Here is a 15,215-nt window from a genome sequence, read left to right on the forward strand (position 1 = left end):
CGCGACGCCGTCAGGCCGGTGCGGTCGTGCGCGCCACCCGCCCGGCGATCGCGGCCACACCGAGCGCCGCCGCCAGGAACACCACCGCGAGGATCGCCCAGCCCGGCGTCCCGAGGTCGATCGCGGTCAGCGTCACCACGGCCGGTGCGACCATCGCAGCGACGGCGTAGCCGGTCCCGTACACGCCCTGGTACGCCCCGATGCGGTCGGCGGGTGCGAGCTCGAAGGACAGCGCCCAGCCCGCCGCGCTCGACGTGATCTCGGCGAGCGAGTGCGCGACCGCGGCCGCGACGAGCACGGCCGTGGCGGTCGCCGCGGGCACCCAGTCGTCCCCGCGGACCCACCCCGCGGCCGCCCAGAGCCCGCACGCCAGCGCCATCACCCAGCCCGCGTGCCGCATCACCCGCGCGGCACCGGCGACGGTGTCGGTCCCCCGGCTCATCCGGACCTGGAGCAGGACCACGCACACGGTGTTCACGAGCAGGAGCGGCGAGACCAGGACGTCCGGCGCGACGGTGTGCTGCACGACCCACAGCGGCACGGCGACCTCGAACAGGCCGAACTGCATGCCGAAGACCCCGGTCAGCGCCGCGACCGCGAGGAACCGGACGTCCCGGTACGGACTGCGACCCGCGGGCTCCCGACGGACGATCGTGCCGGTGTCCGTCCGGTCGGCCGGGGTCGGGTCGACCCGCGCCGACGACAGCCCCGTGACGAGGAACGCCGAGGACACGAAGAGCAGCCCGGACACGACCATCGTCACGCGGTACGCCTCGCCCGTGCCGATCGCGAGCGGGATCGCGGCGAGCGCCGTCCCCACGCCGATCCCGACGTTCGTCACGGTGCGCATCGTCGCCCGGACCCGGACGCGCTCCGACCCCGGGAAGGCCCGACCGATCGCGGCGCTCCGGACCGAGCCGCCGCCCTGCTGCGCGAGCGTGACCATCGACGCGGTGACGATGAGCGTCGCGACGTCGTGGACGAGCACGTAGGCGACGAGGGCGCTCCCCTGGACGACGTGCAGCCAGATGAGCATCCGGCGGGCACTGAACCGGTCGGCGAGGTGTCCGAACGCCAGGGACGATGCCACCCCGACCGCGCCGGCGACCGTCAGTCCGAGGCCGACCGCCACGGCGGGGATGCCGACGATCGTGATCAGGTAGAGCGAAGTCAGCGTGAAGAATGCGCCCCGGCCGAGGGTGTCGACGAGCGTGACCGTGAGCAGGCGTCGGAGCGTGGTGTCCCGACGGACGAGGGTGCGGATCGGGACCTGCTGCTCGGTGGTGCTCACCCCTCAGTTCTGGCAGGGCCGACGTCCTGCACGAACGGATGTAGGTTCGGGCTTCATGATCCGGTACCGACTCGAGCCGTCGGACGTGTCCGCCGTGCGGTTCGGCATCTCGCCGCTGTCCGAGCTCGGCCTGGGGCTGCGCGCCTTCCGTGCACCCGAGCGCTATCCGCTGCAGCGGCCGTGGACCGACCGGATCGCCGGGGTGCTGCCGCTGCTCGACCGCGAGGTCCTGTCCGGACTCGTCGATGAGCGACGCTGGGTGGCCGACTTCGTGAACCCGCGACCGGACTCGCCGCTGACGTCGTTCGACGACGAGCTCCGCGCGCTCGGGCGGATCCGGCCGGAGCGGCTCCGGAGTGACCTCGAGCGGGTGCACGGCACGGTCCCCGCGGTGTTCGCCGGGCGGCACGACCGCGTGGTCGAGCGACTGCAGCAGGCGCTCGCGACGACGTGGGAGCTGTGCTTCGCGCCGTACTGGCCGCGGATGCGACGGGTGCTGCAGGCCGACGTCGCCCACCGGGGGCGGGTCGCGGCGCACGAGGGCGTCGGCGCGGTGCTCGCCGGACTGTCCGAGAGCGTGCGGTTCGACGGCCGGCACGTCGACGTCCGCCTGAGCAGCCCGATCGCACGGGACCGGCCGGTGCAGGGCGAGGGGCTCACCCTCGTGCCGTCGGTGTTCGTCGTCCGGGCGTCGACCCCGATCGACGACGACCTGCCGCCGACGGTGATGTACCCGGCACGGGGGCAGGGCGCGATGTGGTCGACCGCGTCGCACCCCGATGCCGGCGCCGTGCGGGACCTGCTCGGGCGGACGCGGGCGGCGCTCCTCGAGGCGCTCGGTGAGCCGGCGTCGTCGACGGACCTGGCGATGCGGTTCGGGGTGTCGACGTCGGCGGTGAACCAGCACCTGCGCGTGATGGAGCGGGGCGGGTTGCTCAACCGCACCCGGTACGGACGGGCCGTCCTGTACTACCGGAGCACCGTGGGCGACGCGCTCGTCCGGAGGGAGTGAGCGCGTCGCCGACGACCAGGGTCAGCGGTCGAACAACCCGCCGAGGAAGTCGCCACCGAGGTTCGACGCCTGCTCGCCGAGCCCGCTGGCCTGCTCACCCAGACCGCTCGCCTGCTCGCCGAGCCCCGACACCTGCTCCCCGAGGCCGCCGGCCTGCTCACCGAGCCCGCCGAGGAACGCCTCGCCACCCGCGGCGATCCCCTCGAAGTCCACCCCGAGGTCCGCGGCTCCCGCGAGCACCGGCCCGGCTGCGGCGCTCAGCACCGCGCCACCGGCGACCGCGACCGCGAGGCCGCCGACCGCCATCGCGCCGGCACCGACCGCGGCGCCGCCTGCGAACGACCCACCGCGGCCGCCGAGCGCCCGCCCGAGCAGGCCGGGTCGGGACACCTCGGCCCGGGTCGCCGCGCGGGCCATCCCGCCGGCAGAGTCGTCGCGCAGGTGCTCGTGCGGCGGGAGCTCGGAGTTCAGTCGGTCCCGGACCTGCTGGCGCTGCTCGGGCGTGAGCCGCGCGAAGGCGTCGTGGTGGACCTGCTCAAGGCGCTCCGGCGGGGCCGTGCGGAGCAGGTAGTCGTACTTCGCCAGGGCGACCGCGTCCGGGTCGGCCTGCCCGCGCTGCTTCGGCTGGCCGCCCTGCTGCTGGCCGTGCTGCTGCCGGCCGTACTGCTGCTGGCTCTGGTACCCGTACTGCTGAGGCGCCGGCTGCTGCGGCTGCGGCTGCTGCGGTCGCTGCCGGTCGTCGCCCGTCAGCTTGTCCGCCGCCGTGCGGACGATGTCCCGCCAGTCGGTCCCACCCGACGACTGCCGGTTCGCGGCGTCCGGGCTCCCCTGCCCGCGCTGCTTCTGCATCTGCTTGTCGATGACCTTCGAGGCCATGCCGAGGATCCGGTTGAGGTTCGCCATGACCCAACCTTTGTGATCACACATGTGAGCACTCAGCGATGCGCCCGTGCGGCACCCGACCAACGCCTGCGCATCTGCTGGGCCGGTCGCACGACGGCCTCGGGCTCCCGTCGTTCCGGCCCATCGCAGCCGACATGGGAGGCCGGATCGCGCATCGGCAGTCGGAACGGACGACGCACCATGCGCAGATCGACCTCCCACGCGCGGTTCGGCCTCCCACGCGCGGATCGGCTCCCCGCGCGCGTCAGGCCAGCAGCCGCGCCAAGTACGCGTTGCGGAACCGTCCGGTCGGGTCGAGGTCCCGCGCGAGCGCCGCGAAGTCGTCGAGCCGCGGGTACGCCTCGTGCAGTCGCTCGACACCTGCCGCGGACACCTTGCCCCAGTGCGGCCGCGGGTCGAATGGCGCGAGGACGTCCTCGATCCGCGCGACCGCCGCTGCCACGGCCTCGGCGTCCCGCCGGAACGTGAAGTGCAGGCCGACCGACTGGCGTCCGGACGACGGCGCGAGCCAGGCGGTGTCGGCGGCGATCGTCCGGACCTCGGCCGCGATGAGCAGCGGCGCGAACACGGGATCGAGCGGACGCAGGGCCTCGAGGGCGGCGACCGCGTGCGACGCGGGGATCAGGTACTCGGCCTGGATCTCGGCGCCGGTGGACGGGGTGAACGTCGACCGGAAGTGCGGCAGCCGCTCGGACCAGGGTCCTGGGACGCCGCCCTGCTCGGTGACGCCCGCGGTGTCGTTCTCCCCCGGGTGCACGGGGCCGTCGGCCGGCCGGGCGCCGAGCGCGACGAGGTCGACCGTCGGGGCTGGCTCGTCGGTGCGGCGCTTCGTCCAGACCTGACGGGCACCGCGGTCATCGAACGAGGTGAACAGCGACACCGAGTACGCGTCCGACACCACCGCGTCGAAGTGCTCGAGCACGGCGTCCCACGGCAGGTCGAGGTGCACCGTCGTGGCGACCTGGAACGTCGGCTCGATCGCGAGCTCGACCGCCGTCACGACCCCGAGCGCGCCGAGCGCCACCCGGTGGGCGTCGAGGGCGTCGTCCGGCGTCGACGCGTCCACCCACGCGACGTCGCCGGAGGCGCGCACGACCTCCACACCGACCACCGCCTGCGCGAGCGAGGGGTTGCGCACCCCGGAACCGTGCGTGCCGGTCGCGACCGCCCCGGCGACGGAGATGTGCGGCAGGGAGGCGAGGTTCGCGAGGGCCCAGCCACGAGCCTCCAGGCCGGCCGCGACCGCGGCGTGCGTCATGCCTGCGGCGACCCGGACGACCCGGCGGTCGGCGTCGACGTCGAGCACGGGCGGCAGCCCGGCGACCGTCACCTGCACGCCGTCGGTGTCGGCGATCCGGTTGAAGGAGTGTGTCGAACCGAGCGCCGTCAGGCGCGGCGTGGCCGCGACGACGCGGCGGACCTCGTCGACGGAGGTCGGCGAGAGCAGGTCGGACGCACCGTAGGTGACGTTCCCGGCCCAGTTCGTGCGCGTCGTCGCAGCCACGGTCACGGTCCTAGAACCCCCGGTCGAGACGGTGCCACGCCTGCTGCAGCCGGAGCTCGTCGCGGAAGCCGCGGGCCGTGGTGTGCTCGTCGATGACCAGGAACTCGGTGCCGACCATCGTCGCGAGGTCCTCGACGACCTGCAGGCCGACGGCCGTCGTCATGACGGTGTGGTGCGCGGCGCCGGCGGTGAGCCAGGCCTCCGCGGCGACCGGGAACGACGGGCGCGGCTCCCACACGGCACGGCCCACGGGGAGCTTCGGCAGCGCCTCGGTCGGCGGCACCACGTCGACGACGTTCGCGGTGAGGCGGAAGCCGTCGCGGGTGTCGGAGAGCGCGACGACGACGGCCTCACCCGCGTCGGCGGTGAAGACCAGGCGGACCGGGTCGTCCTTGCCGCCGATGCCGAGCGGGTGGATCTCGAGTGTCGGCTTCGAGGTGGTGAGGGTCGGCGAGACCTCGAGCATGTGCGCGCCGAGGATCTTCTCCGCCCCCGGGGTGAGGTCGTACGTGTAGTCCTCCATCAGCGAGGCGCCACCGGGCAGCCCCGCACCGGCGACGTTCATCGCACGGACCAGGACGGCCGTCTTCCAGTCGCCCTCGGCGCCGAAGCCGTACCCGTCGGCCATCAGGCGCTGGACGGCCAGGCCGGGCAGCTGCTTGAGCGTCCCGAGGTCCTCGAAGTTCGTGGTGAACGCCGCGGAGCCGTTCTGCTCGAGCAGGGCACGGAGGCCGAGCTCGATCGCGGCACCGTCGCGGAGCGCGTCGTGGCGGTCGCCGCCGTTCCGCAGCTCCGGGACCACGTCGTAGTCACGCTCGTACGTCGCGACGAGTGCGTCGACCGCCGCGGTGTCGGCCTCCGCTTCCGCGACGGCCGCCGCGAGCTCGTTGACGGCCCAGGTGTTCACCTGCACGCCGAGCTCGATCTCGGCCTCGGTCTTGTCGCCCTCGGTCACGGCGACGTAGCGCATGTTGTCGCCGAAGCGGGTCAGCTTGAGCTCCCGCACCGCGGCGGCGCCGGCTGCCGCGCGCGTCCAGTTCGCGACCCGGTGCTGCACCCGTTCGTCGGACACGTGTCCGACCGCGGTCGCGTGCCGGACACCGAGGCGCGCCAGGGCGTACCCGAACTCGCGGTCGCCGTGCGCGGCCTGGTTGAGGTTCATGAAGTCGAAGTCGATGTCGCCCCACGGCAGGGCGACGTTCGCCTGCGTGTGCAGGTGCAGCAGCGGCTTCGTCAGTGCCTGCAGGCCGCCGATCCACATCTTCGCCGGGCTGAACGTGTGCATCCACGTCGTGACGCCGATGACCTTGTCGTCCGCGCTCGCCTCGATGAGGGCGCGGCGGATGCCGTCGGCGTCCTTGAGGACGGGCTTCCAGACGAGCTTGACCGGGAGCGCGCTCTCGAGCTGCGCGTGCACGGCGCGGCTCTGCTCCTCGACCTGGCGGAGGGTCTCCTCGCCGTACAGGCCCTGCGACCCGGTGAGGAACCAGACCTCGTAGCTGTCGAGGGTGGCCTGGGGGTTCACCTGCGTCATCGCATGGCTCCTTCGGGGTTCTGTCCGTAGACGTTCTGGTAGCGATCGAAGAGTCGATCGACGTTCTCCTGGGCGATGGGGACGAGCTCCCCGCCCTGCTTCGCGATGTGCACGGTGCGGGCGACGTCCTCGCACATCACCGCGGCCTTGACGGCGTCCTTCGCGTCCTTGCCGATCGTGAACACGCCGTGGTTCTGCATGAGCACCGCGCGGCTCCGGTGACCCGCGAGGGTGTCGACGATGCCGCGGCCGATCGAGTCGTCGCCGATGATCGCGAACGGGCCGACCGGGATCGGGCCGCCGAACTCGTCCGCCATCGCCGTGATGACGCACGGGATCTCCTCGGCGCGGGCCGCCCACGCCGTCGCGTAGGTCGAGTGGGTGTGCACGACCCCGCCGACCTCGGGCATGTTCCGGTAGACGAAGGCGTGCGCGGCGGTGTCGGAGGACGGGCCGTGGGCGTTGCCCCAGCCCTCGGCCGGGACGCCGTCGAGCGTGCAGACGACCTGGTTCTCGGGGGTCAGGTCGTCGCTCGACACCCCGCTCGGCTTGATCACGAACAGGTCCGTGCCGGGGACGCGCTCGGACACGTTGCCGCCGGTCCAGATGACGAGGCCGTAGCGGACGAGCTCGCCGTGCAGTGTCGCGACGCGCTTGCGCGCGCGGGCGACGGCCGCCTCGGTCTCGTCGGTGGTCAGGTCCGTCATGCGGTCGGCTCCTTCTCGGTGTGCTGGGTGGGCGCTGCGTCGGCCGTGCCGGCGTCGGCCGCGGCGGCGTCGATGTCGGCCACGTCGGCGTCGGCCGTCCCGTCGCCGGCGTCGGCCTGGAGGCGCGGATCGCCCCCGTCGGTCGGCTCGCCCTGGTCGGTGGTCGGGCTGGTGCGGGTCGCCGCTGCCGCCACGTCCTGCACCGGCAGCGCCGCGCGGTACCGGGCGAGGTAGTCCTGGAAGCCCTGGACGTCCCGCTCCTCGGGATCGGCGACGTGCACCGAGTCACCCCCGAAGACCGTCTCGGCCAGGAAGTCCGCGAGCGACCGGTCGGTGTGCTCCAGGTAGGCCGCGAGGACCGCGATGCCCCAGGCGCCGCCCTCCCCCGCGGTCTCCTCGAGCGCGACCGGCACGCGGAGCGCCGCGGCGAGCAGGCGTTGCGGCGCACCCGGCGTCCGGAAGAGCCCGCCGTGCGCGGTCATCCGGTCGACGGCGACGTGCTCGCCGTGCAGGACGTCCATGCCGATCGCGAGCGTGGCGAAGGCGCCGTGCACCTCGGAGCGGACCAGGTTGCCGAGCGTGAAGCGGGCGCCCGGCGTGCGGAGGAGCAGCGGTCTGCCGTCCTCGACGCCCGTGACCGGCTCGCCGGCCAGGTAGTTGAAGGACAGGAGCCCACCCGCGTCGGGGTCGGCGTCGACCGCCTCGGCGAGGAGCGTCGCGTACACGTCGTCGACGGGCAGCGGCGAACCCGAGGCCTCGGCGAACCGCCCGAACACCCGAGCCCACGCGGCGATCTCGCTCGCACCGTTGTTGCAGTGCACCATCGCGACGGCGTCGCCGGCCGGGGTCGTGACGACGTCGAGCTCCTCGTGCGGGGTGCCCAGCGGGCGCTCGAGCACGACCATCGCGAAGATGCTCGTGCCGACGCTGACGTTGCCGGTGCGGGGTGCGACGGCGTTCGTCGCGACCATGCCCGTGCCCGCGTCGCCCTCCGGCGGGCAGAACGCCACGCCCGGCTGGAGCGTGCCCGTCGGGTCGAGCCACGCGGCGCCCTCGGGGGTGAGCGCACCGGCGTCCTCGCCCGCGACGAGCACCTCGGGCAGGAGGGCGCGGAGGTCCGGCACCCGTCCGCCGAGCAGCTCCTGCGTCGTGGCGAGCATGGCGGCGTCGTAGTCGCGGCGGCCGGGCTCACCCGGTGCGCTGTCGACGGGGCCGGAGTCGATCGGGAACAGCCCGCTCGCGTCGCCGACGCCCAGGACGTCCCGGCCGGTGAGCACCCGATGGACGTACCCGGCGAGAGTCGTGATCCCTGCGACCTGCGCCACGTGCGGTTCGTCGTCGAGGACGGCCTGCGCGAGGTGTGCGATCGACCAGCGCTGCGGGACGTTGAAGTCCAGCGCAGCGCTGAGCTGTTCGGCGGCCAGCCCCGTCGAGGTGTTGCGCCACGTGCGGAACGGCACGAGCAGCTCGCCGTCCGCGTCGAACGGCAGGTAGCCGTGCATCATCGCGGAGACCCCGGCGGCGCGGAAGGTCGTCGGGCGGACCCCGACCTGCCGCTCGACGTCGGCTACCAGGTCGGCGTACGCGGCGCGGACCCCGGTCTCGACGGACTCGAGGGAGTACGTCCAGCGTCCGTCGACGTACTCGTTCTCCCACTCGTGGGAGCCGCTCGCGATCGGACGGAGGTCCTCGTCGACGAGCACCGCCTTGATGCGGGTCGAGCCCAGCTCGATGCCGAGTGTCGTCCGGCCCTGTTCGACCTGCTGTCGGCGGTCGTCGCGCATCTGTCCCTCCGAGACCTCGTCGTCCTGCGTGAGCGCTCACATCATGGCAGGTGAGCGCTCACACCCGCAACGCGACGGCGCGCCGGGCACGCTCGGTGCGGCACTCCACGCGCTGAGCGACACATCATGGGCGGCCACGCGCGTGAGGTGTCGCCCAGCCCGTGAGCTCCCGCGCGCACGGCCGCGCGGGTGGCAGGCCATGCCCGCGGGACCGGCCACGGGGGTGGGAGCGACCAGCCTGGAGGCGCGGCGCACGCCCGGCGGACCGGCACCGCGCCTCCAGGCCGGTCGCGACGCACGTTCCTGCCCATCGCACCCGACATGGGAAGTCGATCCGCGCGTACCTGGTCGGAACGAACGACCGACCATGCCCGAATCGACCAACCACGCGCGGAACGCCCCGCTCCCCGCGCCCCCAGCAGCCTCCGAGAGCAGCCCGTGCACGTTCTTTCCCATCGCGCCCGACATGGGAAGTCGATCCGCGCGTGCCTGGTCGGAACGAACGACCAACCATGCGCGGAACGACCACCTCAGCGCGGAACGCCCACCGCAGCGCGGAACGCCCCGCTCCCCGCGTCCCCAGCAGCCTCCGAGGGCAGCCCGTGCACGTTCTTTCCCATCGCACCCGACATGGGAAGTCGATCCGCGCGTACCTGGTCGGAACGAACGACCACCTATGCGCGGAACGACCAACCATGCGCGGAACGACCCACCACGCGCGCCCCGCCCCTACGCGCCGGCGGTGCTCTCGCGGACGACGAGCGTCGGCGTGACCGCGGTCGAGGCCGGCCGACCCCCGGCGACGAGCTCGAGCAGCGACCGCCCGGCGATCCTCCCGAGCTCGTCGAGGCGCATGTCCACCGTCGTCAGCGGCGGGCGGCTCGCGAGTGCCACCACGTCCCAGTCGTCGTACCCCGTCACCGCGACGTCCCCGGGCACCGACCGTCCGGTCTCCCGCAGGCGGTCGCACACCCCCCGGGCGATCTGGTCGTTCCCGCACACGACCGCGTCCACCCCGCCGTGCGTGCGGTCGAGCTGGTCGACGGCCCGGCGCCCCCAGCGCTCCGACCAGTCGCCGAACAGCGGCTCGCCGGTCATCCGGTCGCCGAGCACCGAGCGCGCCCCGGCGGCCCGGAGCTCGGCGGAGCGCGCGGTGACCGGCCCGGTGACGACCGCGACCCGTCGGCGCCCGAGCCCGAGGACGTGTGTCGCGGCGGCAGCGGCGCCCGCGGCGTCGTCGAGGGTGACCGACACGTCGGCGTCCGACGTGGACGGCGTCAGGGCGTAGACGACGGGCACCGGGACCGGGACCTCGATCGGCGGCCGGGCGTCGGCGGAACGGCCGGTGACGATGATGCCGTCGACACCGCGGGAGACGAGCGAGCGCAGGTAGTGGGCCTCGCGCACGTGGTCGTCGCGGGTGTCGGCGACCAGGACCATGACCTCGCCGGCGGACAGGGCGTCCTCGGCGCCGAGCAGCACCGGCATCGTGAAGCGGCCGAACGAGTCGGTCGTCACCATCCCGACCGTGTACGAGCGACCGGACGACAGCGCCCGGGCCCGGGCGTCGCCGACGAACCCGAGCTGCTCGGCGGCGGCCTTGACCCGCTCCCGGGTCTCGGCACGGAGCTGCCCGGTGTCGTTCAACGCCTTCGAGGCGGTCCCGATCGACACCCCGGCGAGCGCCGCGACGTCCGCGATGCGAGCGGGACGCCCGGGGTGCCCGGAGTGCCCGGGGCGCCCGAGGTGGGCAGGGTGGCCAGAGGGGTCGTGCGACACGGCAACGTCCTTTCCGGGACGATCGTCCCCCGTCGGAGCCTACGGGAACCGGCTCTTGCGCCCGGGACCGACCTGCCGTACGGTCGCCACGGAAAGCGCTTTCCGCCCGTCGGACGCGTCGGTCCCCGCCCCGGTCCCGACGCAGGAGCGCCCGAGCGCGAGGAGGCGCCGTGACGACCACGCTCCCCACCGACAGCCGAGCACGGACCGCGACCCCGGTCCTCCCGACCGCCGGCGCGCACCTCGCGCTGCGGCCGCTCCCGACCGGCGACGCCCGGATCACCGGCGGCTTCTGGGCCCTGCGGCAGGACCGCAACGGCCGCGACGCGATCCGCAGCGGGTACGACCGGCTCGACGCCGCCGGGAACTTCCGGAACCTACGCATCGCCGCCGGGGACGAACAGGGCGAGGCGGTCGGCCCGGTCTTCATGGACTCGGACGTCACCAAGTGGCTCGAGGCGGTGGCGTGGGAGTACGGCCGCGCCCCCGCCGAGGACCTCCTCACCCTGCAGCGCGAGGTCACCGCCCTGTACGCCAGGGCCCAGGCCGCGGACGGGTACGTCGACTCCGTGCAGCAGGTCCGCGGCAAGGGCGAGCGGTACGTCGACCTGCAGTGGAGCCACGAGCTGTACTGCGCCGGGCACCTGTACCAGGCGGCCGTCGCGCAGCACCGGGCGACGGGCGACACCGGGCTCCTCGACGTCGCGATCAAGAACGCCGACCACCTCGTCGCCACCTTCGGCGACGGACCGGGGAAGACCGTGGACATCGACGGACACCCGGTCGTCGAGACGGGCCTCGTCGAGCTGTACCGCGAGACCGGCACCCGCGCCTACCTCGACCTGGCGCACTGGTTCGTCGACGCCCGCGGACACGGCATCATCGAGCGCGCCGGCGGTGAGCCGACGTACTTCTCGGACCGGGTCCCGGTACGGCAGGGGACCACGGTCGAGGGCCACGCCGTGCGTGCCGTGTACCTCGCCGCCGGTGCCGTGGACGTCGCGGTCGAGACCGGCGACACCGAGCTGCTGGCCGCGAGCGAGCGACAGTTCGCCGACATGCAGGCCACGAAGGCGTTCATCACCGGCGGCCTCGGCGCGCGCTGGGACCGGGAGGCGTTCGGCGACCCGTACGAGCTCCCCTCCGACCGCGGCTACGCGGAGACCTGCGCGGCCATCGGCGGGATCCAGTGGGCGTGGCGCCTGCTCCTGGCGACCGGGAAGCCCGTCTACGCCGACGCGATCGAGCGCCTGCTGTACAACGCGTTCCTCGCCGGCGTGAGCCTGGCGGGCACCGAGTACTTCTACGTCAACCCGCTGCAGCACCGCGACGGTGCCCACCCGGACGAGAACCGCTCCCCCGCCCACGGCCGCCGCGGCTGGTTCGACTGCGCCTGCTGCCCGCCGAACATCATGCGCACGTTCGCGAGCCTGGACGGCTACCTGGCCACCGCGACCGACGGTGGCCTGCAGGTGCACCAGTACGCCACCGCCGACCTCGGCCCGGTCCGTGTCGAGACCGGGTACCCGCACGACGGCCGCGTGGTCGTCACGGTCACGCAGGACGGGCCACTCGCCCTCGGGCTGCGCATCCCCGCCTGGTCGGACACCACGACGGTCACCGGGCCGGACGGCACGGCACATCCCGCCCCGGGCACGCGGCACGTCCTGGACCGCACGTGGTCGGCGGGCGACACCGTCGAGCTCGTCCTCGACACGACACCGCACCGGTACGTCGCAGACCCCCGCATCGACGCCGCCCGAGGGCAGGTCGCGATCGAGCGCGGGCCGCTCGTCTACGCCGTCGAGCAGGCGGACCAGCAGGGCTTCACGGTCGACGACCTGACGGTCGACGCGTCGGCGCCGATCACCGAGGAGCGTCGCGACGACCTCCTCGACGGCGTCGTCACGCTGCGCGTGCCCGGGTCCGCGCCGTCCCGGCACGAGCAGGCAGCGTGGCCGTACCGGCGGCTCGACACGGACCGGACGGGAGGCACGGATCGCCCCGCGGACGCGACCAGCGTCGACGACGTGGCCGGGTCCGGCGACCGTGCCACGATCCTCCAGTCCGTCACGGCGACCGCCGTGCCGTACTACGCCTGGGCGAACCGCGGGCCCGAGCCGATGCGCGTCTGGATCCCGCTCGCGCGGTGAAGCCGGCGGGCGCACGACGAACGTTCCTGCCCATCGCACCCGACATCGGAAGCCGATCCGCGCGTACTCGGTCGGAACGGACGACCAACCATGCGCGGATCGGCACCCCGTGCGCGGAACGGCCTCCCACGCGCGGATCGGCCTCCCACGCGCGGGACCGCTACGTGCTCCGCCGCACCACCAGCTCGGGCGCCAGGAGCGTCTCGTCGCGGGGCTCCCCCTCGACGAGCGCCCGCACCGTCTCGAGCACCCGCTGCCCCATCGCGACGAAGTCCTGCCGCACGGTGGTGAGCGGCGGCGTGAAGTGCGCGGCCTCGGGGACGTCGTCGAACCCGACCACGGCGATGTCGTCCGGCACGCGGAGCCCCTCGTCCGCGAAGGCGTGCAGCACCCCGAGCGCCATCTGGTCGTTCCCCGCGAAGACCGCGTCGACCACGGTCGCGTCGATGTGCCGGGCGGCGGCGAACCCGCTCGCCGGGGTCCAGTCGCCGTCGAGCACGACCGGTTCGAGCCCGGCCTCGCGCATGACCCGCTCGTAGGTGGCGCGGCGCACCTCGGACTCCTGCGACACCGACGGTCCGGCGATGTGCACGATCCGCCGGTACCCGTGCCCGAACAGGTGCTCCATGACCAGGGTCGTCCCGGCGGCCTGGTCGATGGCGACCGCGGCCACGCTCGGCGCCGCGGGGGTCCTGGCGTCGCGCTGCACGGCGTTCGCGACGACGACCGGCACCGAGACCGGGATCGTCAGCGACGCGAGCGCGTCGAGCACCCGGTTGTCCGCCGCCACCAGGACGATCGCGGCGACGTCCTGGGCGAGCAGGGTCGTGAGCGCGCCGGAGAGGTCGACGGGCCGCGGTTCGTCCGGAAGCGTGGACAGGAGCACGTGGTACCCGGCGGCCCGCGCGGCGCGCTCGAAGCCGATCGCCGTGCTCGACGGCCCGTACAGGGCGTCGCCGGCGGTGATGATGCCGAGCGCACGGCTGCGGCCACCGGCCAGGGCCCTGGCGGCCGCGCGCGGTCGGTACCCGAGCGCCGTGACGGCGTCGGTCACCTGCGAGCGGTAGGCCTCGCGGACGGTGGGGTCGCCGTTGATGACGCGGGAGACGGTCTGGTGGGAGACGCCCGCGCGCTCGGCGACGTCGAAGATCGTCGGGGCCTTGCGGCGTCTGCCGCCGGCACCACCGAGCGCGGTCGTGGTCGTCACGGGGCTGAGCGTACCGCGCAGTCCGCCCGACGAGGCAAGGTCCCGAAACGGTCACGACGAGTTGACACCCCGTGACGGAACCCTCAGTATGTGAGCGCTCACCCGAGCAATCCCACGGGGCACAGCAGCCCCAGCACCTGAGCGCGTCGAGGACGACGCGAGAGGAACAGAGGTACTTCGATGATGAAGCGCAGGATCATCGCGGGCGTCGCAGCAGTCGGCATCGCGTTCTCCCTGGCGGCGTGCTCGGCCGGTGGCCGGGCGTCGACCGAGGGCGGCACCAGCAGCGGCGACAACAAGGGCGCGCTCGTGGGCGTCGCCATGCCCACCAAGGTCTCCGAGCGGTGGATCAAGGACGGCGACGCCGTCAAGAGCGACCTCGAGAAGGCCGGCTACAAGGTCGACCTCGAGTACGGCGACAACAAGGTCCAGCAGCAGGCCCAGCAGGTCAGCAACATGATCACCAAGGGCGCGAAGGTCCTGATCATCGCGTCGATCGACGGTGGGGCGCTCTCCGACCAGCTCGACGCCGCCGCCAAGGCCGGCATCAAGGTCATCTCCTACGACCGCCTGCTCACCGGCAACAAGAACGTCGACTACTACGTCTCGTTCGACAACTACAAGGTCGGCGTCGACCAGGCCACGTCGCTGCTGACGGGACTCGGCCTCGTCGACGCGGACGGCAAGAAGACGGACAAGAAGGGTCCGTTCAACATCGAGGTCTTCGCCGGATCGCTCGACGACAACAACGCCGGCTTCTTCTTCAACGGCGCGATGGACACCCTCAAGCCGTACCTCGCGGACGGCACGCTGAAGATCCAGTCCGGCCAGGACCAGCTCTCCCAGGCCGCGACGCAGCAGTGGGACCCGGCGACCGCCAAGGCCCGCATGCAGAACCTGATCGCCAAGTCGTACTCCGGCGGCACCACGCTGAACGGCGTGCTCTCGCCCTACGACGGCATGTCGATCGGCATCATCTCGGCTCTCCAGGGTGCCGGCTACGGCACCTCGGACCGTCCGCTCCCGATCGTCACCGGCCAGGACGCCGAGGCCGCCTCGGTCAAGTCGATCATCGCCGGCCAGCAGTACTCGACGATCTACAAGGACACCCGCAAGCTCGCCAAGCAGTCGGTCACCATGGCCGAGGACCTGCTGACGGGCAAGAAGCCCGAGGTGAACGACACCAAGAGCTACGACAACAAGGTCAAGGTCGTCCCGACCTACCTGTTCCAGCCCACCGTCGTCACGAAGGACAACTACAAGTCCGTCCTGATCGACAGCGGCTACTACACCGAGGCCGACCTCAAGTGACGATCGTCGACTCCGGCACAGTGCCGGATC

The 15,215-nt window shown here is 73.2% G+C and carries 11 protein-coding genes; 3 read left to right on the forward strand and 8 right to left on the reverse strand.

The window, feature by feature from the left end:
- Positions 1-10: 10 nt before the first annotated feature.
- Positions 11-1,291 carry an MFS transporter gene (locus tag DEU32_RS06650; protein ID WP_114849828.1) on the reverse strand — a complete coding sequence of 427 codons (1,281 nt, stop codon included), beginning with the start codon at positions 1,289-1,291 and terminating at the stop codon, positions 11-13.
- A 55-nt stretch (positions 1,292-1,346) separates the two neighbouring features.
- On the opposite strand from DEU32_RS06650, the gene DEU32_RS06655 reads away from it, so the two are divergent.
- Entirely contained in the window at positions 1,347-2,303 is a 957-nt protein-coding gene (locus tag DEU32_RS06655; RefSeq protein ID WP_058743319.1) for a DUF5937 family protein, read from the forward strand.
- Between the two features lie 21 nt (positions 2,304-2,324).
- Here the strand turns inward: DEU32_RS06655 and DEU32_RS06660 are convergent, their stop codons facing one another.
- From DEU32_RS06660 to DEU32_RS06685, 6 genes are all read right to left on the reverse strand, one after another.
- Positions 2,325-3,206, reverse strand: a complete 882-nt coding sequence (locus DEU32_RS06660) for a cation-transporting ATPase (protein WP_114849829.1) — start codon at positions 3,204-3,206, stop codon at positions 2,325-2,327.
- A gap of 244 nt (positions 3,207-3,450) precedes the next feature.
- The gene (locus tag DEU32_RS06665; protein ID WP_181819217.1) at positions 3,451-4,710 is read right to left on the reverse strand and encodes a D-arabinono-1,4-lactone oxidase; all 1,260 of its coding nucleotides are present in this window, start codon (positions 4,708-4,710) and stop codon (positions 3,451-3,453) included.
- Between the two features lie 10 nt (positions 4,711-4,720).
- Complete coding sequence (gene araA / locus DEU32_RS06670) at positions 4,721-6,244, reverse strand: L-arabinose isomerase (protein WP_114849831.1); 1,524 nt, start codon at positions 6,242-6,244, stop codon at positions 4,721-4,723.
- Entirely contained in the window at positions 6,241-6,951 is a 711-nt protein-coding gene (locus DEU32_RS06675) for an L-ribulose-5-phosphate 4-epimerase (protein WP_058743322.1), read from the reverse strand. The genes araA and DEU32_RS06675 overlap by 4 nt, the downstream gene beginning before the upstream one ends.
- The gene (locus DEU32_RS06680; RefSeq protein ID WP_114849832.1) at positions 6,948-8,735 is read right to left on the reverse strand and encodes a xylulokinase; all 1,788 of its coding nucleotides are present in this window, start codon (positions 8,733-8,735) and stop codon (positions 6,948-6,950) included. The genes DEU32_RS06675 and DEU32_RS06680 overlap by 4 nt, the downstream gene beginning before the upstream one ends.
- Before the next feature lie 729 nt (positions 8,736-9,464).
- On the reverse strand, positions 9,465-10,514 hold the full coding sequence (locus tag DEU32_RS06685) for a LacI family DNA-binding transcriptional regulator (protein ID WP_114849833.1): 1,050 nt from the start codon (positions 10,512-10,514) through the stop codon (positions 9,465-9,467).
- A 170-nt stretch (positions 10,515-10,684) separates the two neighbouring features.
- On the opposite strand from DEU32_RS06685, the gene DEU32_RS06690 reads away from it, so the two are divergent.
- Positions 10,685-12,667, forward strand: a complete 1,983-nt coding sequence (locus tag DEU32_RS06690; RefSeq protein ID WP_114849834.1) for a glycoside hydrolase family 127 protein — start codon at positions 10,685-10,687, stop codon at positions 12,665-12,667.
- A gap of 160 nt (positions 12,668-12,827) precedes the next feature.
- Here the strand turns inward: DEU32_RS06690 and DEU32_RS06695 are convergent, their stop codons facing one another.
- On the reverse strand, positions 12,828-13,874 hold the full coding sequence (locus tag DEU32_RS06695) for a substrate-binding domain-containing protein (RefSeq protein ID WP_083519745.1): 1,047 nt from the start codon (positions 13,872-13,874) through the stop codon (positions 12,828-12,830).
- Between the two features lie 180 nt (positions 13,875-14,054).
- On the opposite strand from DEU32_RS06695, the gene chvE reads away from it, so the two are divergent.
- Complete coding sequence (gene chvE, locus DEU32_RS06700) at positions 14,055-15,185, forward strand: multiple monosaccharide ABC transporter substrate-binding protein (protein ID WP_114849835.1); 1,131 nt, start codon at positions 14,055-14,057, stop codon at positions 15,183-15,185.
- Positions 15,186-15,215: the final 30 nt, after the last annotated feature.

It is taken from the genome of Curtobacterium sp. AG1037 (genome assembly GCF_003349855.1).
GTDB classification, from domain to species: domain Bacteria; phylum Actinomycetota; class Actinomycetes; order Actinomycetales; family Microbacteriaceae; genus Curtobacterium; species Curtobacterium citreum.

Coding starts and splice junctions, on each gene's coding strand:
- DEU32_RS06660 (WP_114849829.1), bottom strand. CDS start 3,206: ATGGCGAACCTCAACCGGATCCTCGGCATGGCCTCGAAGGTCATCGAC.
- DEU32_RS06675 (WP_058743322.1), bottom strand. CDS start 6,951: ATGACGGACCTGACCACCGACGAGACCGAGGCGGCCGTCGCCCGCGCG.
- chvE (WP_114849835.1), top strand. CDS start 14,055: ATGATGAAGCGCAGGATCATCGCGGGCGTCGCAGCAGTCGGCATCGCG.
- DEU32_RS06655 (WP_058743319.1), top strand. CDS start 1,347: ATGATCCGGTACCGACTCGAGCCGTCGGACGTGTCCGCCGTGCGGTTC.
- DEU32_RS06680 (WP_114849832.1), bottom strand. CDS start 8,735: ATGCGCGACGACCGCCGACAGCAGGTCGAACAGGGCCGGACGACACTC.
- araA (WP_114849831.1), bottom strand. CDS start 6,244: ATGACGCAGGTGAACCCCCAGGCCACCCTCGACAGCTACGAGGTCTGG.